This window comes from Streptomyces sp. SID12488 (assembly GCF_010548275.1).
Taxonomy (GTDB): Bacteria; Actinomycetota; Actinomycetes; order Streptomycetales; family Streptomycetaceae; genus Streptomyces.
In genome coordinates this window covers 33,816-39,915 of sequence record NZ_JAAGLT010000049.1, presented here as the reverse complement: position 1 = coordinate 39,915, position 6,100 = coordinate 33,816, and the positions used below count along the sequence as shown (strand labels likewise).

At 67.1% G+C, this 6,100-nt stretch carries 6 protein-coding genes and 1 pseudogene; 2 read left to right on the top strand and 5 right to left on the bottom strand.

Annotation, left to right across the window (positions count from 1 at the left end; all coding sequences use genetic code 11):
• Positions 1-122: 122 nt before the first annotated feature.
• On the bottom strand, positions 123-737 hold the full coding sequence (locus tag G3I56_RS40695) for an isochorismatase family protein (protein ID WP_343240207.1): 615 nt from the start codon (positions 735-737) through the stop codon (positions 123-125).
• A gap of 130 nt (positions 738-867) precedes the next feature.
• Here G3I56_RS40695 and G3I56_RS40690 point away from each other — a divergent pair, with 130 nt between their 5' ends.
• The gene (locus G3I56_RS40690; RefSeq protein WP_164418252.1) at positions 868-1,104 is read left to right on the top strand and encodes a TetR family transcriptional regulator; all 237 of its coding nucleotides are present in this window, start codon (positions 868-870) and stop codon (positions 1,102-1,104) included.
• A 13-nt stretch (positions 1,105-1,117) separates the two neighbouring features.
• Here the strand turns inward: G3I56_RS40690 and G3I56_RS40685 are convergent, their stop codons facing one another.
• Both G3I56_RS40685 and G3I56_RS40680 read right to left on the bottom strand, forming a co-directional pair.
• Complete coding sequence (locus G3I56_RS40685; RefSeq protein WP_164418250.1) at positions 1,118-2,056, bottom strand: NADP-dependent oxidoreductase; 939 nt, start codon at positions 2,054-2,056, stop codon at positions 1,118-1,120.
• 116 nt (positions 2,057-2,172) lie between these two features.
• The gene (locus tag G3I56_RS40680) at positions 2,173-3,000 is read right to left on the bottom strand and encodes a helix-turn-helix transcriptional regulator (RefSeq protein WP_164418248.1); all 828 of its coding nucleotides are present in this window, start codon (positions 2,998-3,000) and stop codon (positions 2,173-2,175) included.
• 575 nt (positions 3,001-3,575) lie between these two features.
• On the opposite strand from G3I56_RS40680, the gene G3I56_RS40675 reads away from it, so the two are divergent.
• On the top strand, positions 3,576-4,046 hold the full coding sequence (locus G3I56_RS40675) for a hypothetical protein (protein ID WP_164418246.1): 471 nt from the start codon (positions 3,576-3,578) through the stop codon (positions 4,044-4,046).
• Between the two features lie 71 nt (positions 4,047-4,117).
• Here the strand turns inward: G3I56_RS40675 and G3I56_RS40670 are convergent.
• A pseudogene (locus G3I56_RS40670) lies at positions 4,118-4,909 on the bottom strand (RNA-guided endonuclease TnpB family protein); the annotation flags it as partial.
• A 57-nt stretch (positions 4,910-4,966) separates the two neighbouring features.
• Positions 4,967-6,085, bottom strand: a complete 1,119-nt coding sequence (locus G3I56_RS40665) for a 3-oxoacyl-ACP synthase III family protein (protein ID WP_164418244.1) — start codon at positions 6,083-6,085, stop codon at positions 4,967-4,969.
• Positions 6,086-6,100: the final 15 nt, after the last annotated feature.

Here is a 6,100-nt window from a genome sequence, read left to right as displayed (position 1 = left end):
TACGAGATGGTCCGCCGCGACACCACCCGCCGCGAACACCACGTGACCACTGAGCACGGCATCGGCCGAATCGCGAGCGGCCTCATCATCTGGCTAGCCGCCCGCGACTTCCAAAACACGGCCTAGAGGGCGGACAGGTAGGACTGGACACCTATGGCCATGGTCGGCACGTGCTCGCGCATCAGCCGCTGGAAGTGGGGTGCGGTCGCGGAACGATGGTCCACGGTGAACTCCCCGGCCAGGGAGAACCAGGTGACCGGGGAAGCGCCGGCCTGCATCATGCGCTCGACCGCGACGGCGTGGGTTTCGACTGTCAGACTCGCTGTGGCATCAACGACCAGGTAGACCTCGTAGTCCTCGCGCAGCGCGCCCAGCACGGTCTGCAGGACGCATCCCTCGGTGGACACCCCAGCGATGGCGAGCTTGCGACGCCCGGTCTCGCGTACGGCTCGTGCGAAGTCCGCGTCCAGAAAGCCGTTGAAGTTGCCGCCCCGCTCGACCACGGGGTGGTCCCCGATCGTCTCCTTCAGTTGCGGGTAGAGCGGCCCGGACGGCTTGTCGGGCCGACCGTTGGTCACGACCAGGCCGCTTTCGTACCACAGGGCTGTCTTTGCCAGTCCGACCACGTTGTTGATGTGCTCCGCCGTGTCGTGCGACCGCAGCACGTTGGCGAAACCGACGGCGTGGTCCACCAGGACAACCGCAGTGTTCTCGGGGGTCAGTGGTTCGAGGTTCACGAGGTGCTCCGATGACTGGCGACGGCACTGATGACCGTCGCGGCATGAGTGGAATCAACGTTGTCGATGACCGCTGTGCGCCGGGTCGGCGAGTGCGGAGAACCTGATCAGAGAACGACGGGATCCTGATGTGAGTGAGGCGGCCATCTTTCAGGCCGGACGCTCCGCGGTCACCGAACGCGGTGACAGCCGCGCCATCATCCGGGAGATCGCCCGGCGGGCCGGCGTCGCCCGCGGCCTGGTGATGTGGAACTGCGCGTCGAAGGAACAGCTGGTCGCCGTCTCGATGACCAGAGCCGCCGGGCCTGTACGAGCGTCCCAGGGCTGCGTCACGCGCAGGGAGCACGCCGGCGGCAGCACGCTGTGAAGGGCGATGCGGCCTAGGCGAACGAGTCGGGGGGAAGGACGATGGCCTTTCCGGATATCGGGCCCGCGGCGGCTTCGGCATGCAGGGCCGGCAGGTCGGCCAGTGGCACCCGCCGGGCGATGTCGACGCGCAGCTCGCCGGAGTCGACCAGTGCCACCAGCTGCGCCAGCTGGGCGGCGTCGCTGTTGACGAAGAGGTCGATACCGCGCACGCCGCGTTCCTCGTCGGACGGAGCGGGCATCCACACCGTCGTGTTCACCACGACACCGCCGTCGCGGACCACACCGGCCAGCGCGGCCAGCTGCGCCGGATCGACCGGCGCGAGGTTGAGCACGACGTCGACCGGCTCAGCCAGTTCGGGAAGACCGTGGCCGAGAACTTCATCGGCGCCGGCCGCCTTGACACGCTCGCTGCTGCGCGGCCCGGCCGTGGCGATCACGTGGGCGCCAGCGTGCTTGGCCAGCTGTACGGCGTAGCCGCCGACCGAGCCGCCCGCGCCGTTGATCAGCACGCGCTGGCCGGCGGTCAGCCCGGCATGGTCGAAGAGGGCCTGCCAGGCGGTGAGGCCGACCAACGGCAACCCGCCGGCATCGACCAGCGGAATGCTCGTGGGCGCCGGCGTCAGGATCCCAGTCGGTGCGAGGACGTATTCCGCAGCCGCGCCGGCGCCGGTCATCGGCAGAAATCCGACATCCCGGTCACCGATCTCGACGCCGTCCGCGTCCTCGCCCAGCGCGTCGACCGTGCCGGCGACGTCGATGCCGGGGGTGTGAGGCAGAGCCACCGGGATGGGGCCCTGCATGAAGCCGGCACGGATGTTGCCGTCGACCGGGTTGAACGATGTCGCGGCCACCCGGATCCGGACCTCTCCGATGCCGGGAACCGGCTGTTCCACCTCCTCGTAGCGCAGGACGTCCGGGGTGCCGTACTCGTGGAAACGCACTGCCTTCATGGCATGCCTCAACTTTCACAATGCAGGAACGAACTGATTCAGATTTGAATCAGTTGTGGTTGGAGCACGCTTCGACTCCGAAACGATGCTCAGGGGTGTGAGGAAGCCGAAAACCGCTAAGGGGTGACAGCGGCCAGGAGTTGGAGTTTGCGATGGCTAGGGGAGCCGGGCGTGGCGGTGAAGACCAGCAGCGTCTGGCACTGCTCGGGATCCACCAGCATCTCGGAGTAGAGCTCCAGTTCCCCCAGCTCGGGGTGCAGGTAACGCTTGAGGTCGTGGTGATGGGTCACCCCCACCTCGTGCAACCGCCAGATCTCCGCGAACTCGGGACTGGCATCGAGCAGAGCCGCGACGATCTCACCAGCCCTACCCGTGGGATCGGCCGTGTAGGCCTCCCGGATCTCCGCGGCGAACACCCTGCCCCGCAGCGAATGATCCTCGACGGGGTACAGGCCGCGGACCTGCGGGTCATGAGTGAACCAGCGGTAGACCAGGTACCGGGACAGACCCGAGTAGCAGGTGAAGTCACCGAGCAGCGCAACCGCCGGAGGTGTCTGCAAAAGCGCCTCACCGAACCGTGACAGCACGATGGCGGGCACGTCCGAGAGGCCGGCGACGATCCGCATCATCGTGGGACCCACATGGTCATCACGCACGATCCGCCGGGGCGCCGCGATCCCGCCGAGGGTGAAGAGGTGGTCACGCTCGCTCAGATTGAGCCGCAACGCCCGAGCCAGCGCGACGAGCATCCGCTCCGACGGGGCCGGACCACGCCGCTGCTCGATCCGGCTGTAGTAGTCGGCCGACATACCGGCCAACGCCGCCACCTCCTCACGCCGCAACCCACCGGTACGACGCCGCTGCCCACGAGGAAGCCCGACATCCTCCGGCTGCAACACCTCACGACGCGCGCGAAGAAAATCCGCCAGCAACACCCGGTCCATCGTCCGACCTCCCCTGTTCGACACACCCATCCTGGCGCGAACCGGAGAGCGGATGAAGGCCGACTTTAACCGCGGACAAGTTGTCCCTGGCTGGGCTTCAGTCGGCTCGCCCGGGCCTGCGCATCTGCCTGTCTGACGGGGACCGTCCCAACACCCGGACCACTGGCTCAAAACCTACCGGAGCGGCCTCCGCCGCCATACGGCCAACGACCGCCTCACCGAAACGGTCGACTTCGCCTACGAACCGGCTCGCTGGTCAGCTCCCGCGTGCCTTTCAGGACAGGCATGGTTCACCGTGCAGAGGCGCTGCCGGGACAGTGCCGGCACGGAGAGTGGTTGCAACACACCATATGGACCAGAGCCTGTTGAGAGCGATGCAGCCGGCCCCTTGCTCCTCGGCTCCAGCACTCACCTCTTCGAGGACGCGCCCCCCCGCTCTCTGATCCTGCAGTTCACGTCCGACAGTTGCGTCACGCGTTCAGGGGTTGTTTGTTCGGCCAGCGTGTTCGAAGGTGAGGGACACCGACCGCTACACCCGAAAGCGCGAGTTGACGGGCACACGGAGGGGATTTCTCATGACACTACGCAAGTTGGCCGCGGCACTGTTCGCGGCAGCCGCGATCGCGACCTCGACGATCGGGCTCAGCAGTCCAGCCGCCGCCCACACCGACAGCACTACGGGCACCACGGTCACCACGGCCATCCTCACCTCCGGGCAGGCTAGGCAGCCGTCGCTGACGGCGGCCCAGATGAAGAACGCCGTCGAACCCGCAACAGCCAGGTCCGGCTCGGCCGCTGCCACGCTGAACTGCGCGTACTACTACGTGTGCGGGATGGGCGGGAACGGCAACAGATTCGACTACACCACGTGCAGCACGACGTACACCCTGCCCAACCTCGTGGGCTGGGGCTCCCTCCACAACAACCAGACGCCGGGCACCAGGGCGCACTTCTACGACGTGAACGGCGCCTGGATGTTCTCCATCGACGCTCCCGCAAGGAATGACGTGTTCTGGACCCCGGTCTGGTACGTCATCGCCTGTTGAGCTGACAGCCCTGCCCGGCCCGGTCCGTGTGCGGTGGGTTGACATCCTCCCCTCCTGAAGGAGGGGGATTCCTACGGCTCGCGCCGTGGGGTTTTCTGCTTCGTCGCCGACTGCCCGCCCGGAGTACTCCGTTGAGGTCTTACACCAGCTCCACAGACTGTCACCGAGAGCCCCTCGGCCAGAATGTTCTTCGCCGCGTTGACGTCCCGGTCGTGGGTCGTCCCGCAGTTGTCGCACCTCCAGGTACGGACGTTCAACGGCATCCTGCCCTGCAAGGTGCCGCAGTGGGAGCACAGCTTGGACGAGGGGAACCACCGGTCCACGGCGATCACCTCACGCCCGTACCAGCCTGCCTTGTACTCCAGCATGGACCGCATCTCGGTCCAGCTCGCGTCCGAGACGGCTCGGGCGAGCGAGTGGTTCTTGACCATGTTGCGTACGGTCAGGTCCTCGATCACGATCGTTTGGTTCTCACGAACGAGTCGGGTGGTCAGCTTGTGCAGGAAGTCCCGGCGCCGGTCGGAGATCCGGGCATGGACCTTGGCAGCCTTGCGCCGGGCCTTGGCCCGGTTGCTCCCGTCACCCTTGGCCTTGCGGGCAAGGTCACGCTGAGCCCTGGCGAGCCGGGCACGGTCCTTGCGCTCGAACTTCGGGTTGGTGACCTTCTCCCCGGTGGAGAGTGTCACCAGGCTGGTGACACCGGCGTCGATACCAACGCCCGTGCTGACCGGCCCGGGCATGGCCGGCCTGTCGTCGCACAGCATCGAGACGAACCAGCGTCCGGCCGCGTCCTGGGACACGGTCACCGTGGACGGCTGCGCGCCCTCGGGGAGGGGCCGGGACCACACGATGTCCAGCGGATCGGCCGCCCGGTTCAACGGGACGATCTCTCACTCCTCGGCCCAGGCACGCGTGCCGGTTCAGCCTGATACGGGGTGGGGGCCGAGGGCGACATCGTCACCCCACACCACGACGGCCGCTCCGGCCGTGGACACCGAGCCGATCCCGAACAGGACGACGACATCGCCCGCCTTGATCCTGCCCGTGCTGGCCGCTTCGAACAGATTGGCGGTCGTCAGGACGGGGCCGATGTTCGCATAGGTGCCGAAGGTGCTGACGGTCTTCGCCGGATCGACGCCCAACGCCCTGGCGCAGAACGCGGCGAACCACGCGACCGGTGTGTTGACGACGAGGAAGTCGACGTCGTCGATCGTGTACCCGGCCTTGTCGAGTGCGCCGCGAACGCAGGTCGTGAGCTGTTGCTCGGCGTTGTCCCGCATGATCCTGCCCGCGGCGGTGTTCTCCATCCGCATCCTGATCCTCGGCGTCCGGATGTGGTCATCGGCCTCCATCTCGTCGACCTCCATCAGGAATTCCGCGACGCCGCACGTCTCCTGCGTGCCGATCACCTTCGACGAGATGATCCCCCGACCGGTCGGACAGCGCTCGATGAGCAGCGCGCCGCACCCGTCGCCCAGGAACCACGACAGGGTGCTGCTCGGGTCGACGTTTCTGGACGACGTGATCGACGTGATGAGGGCGATCCGCTCGTAGTCGCCGGCGCGCACCAGCGCTGCGGCGGTCTGCAGGCCGACCAGCACAGAGTTGCACGCGGACTCGAAGTTCCATGCGGGCACGCGGAGTCCCAGCCGTGCGGTCAGGTGGGCGGCGTTCTGCGGTCCGAGGGTGTCGGGCAGCCATGAGTGGACCATGACCGCGTCCAGTTCGGCAGGGTCGATACCCCGCGCGCGGCAGAGCCCCTGCAGCGCCCTCTGCTCCAGATCGATGGCTGTCTCTTCCGCCGCGATCACCCGCCGTTCCCGTGCGCCGCGGAACGTATCGGACAGGTACGGCCTGCGCTCGATGTCGAAAGCGTTGTCCGTTTCGGTCCCGTCACTTGAGGCGACCACACGTAGATAGGTCCCGTTGTCCTTGTTGGCCACCAGTTCGGGGTGGTTCCGCTCCCAGAAGTCGTTGCGGCGGACATGGGTCGGAAACTCCAGGGCGATCGCCGATATACCGGCTCCGGTGCTGGTCAAGGGCGTACTCCTTAC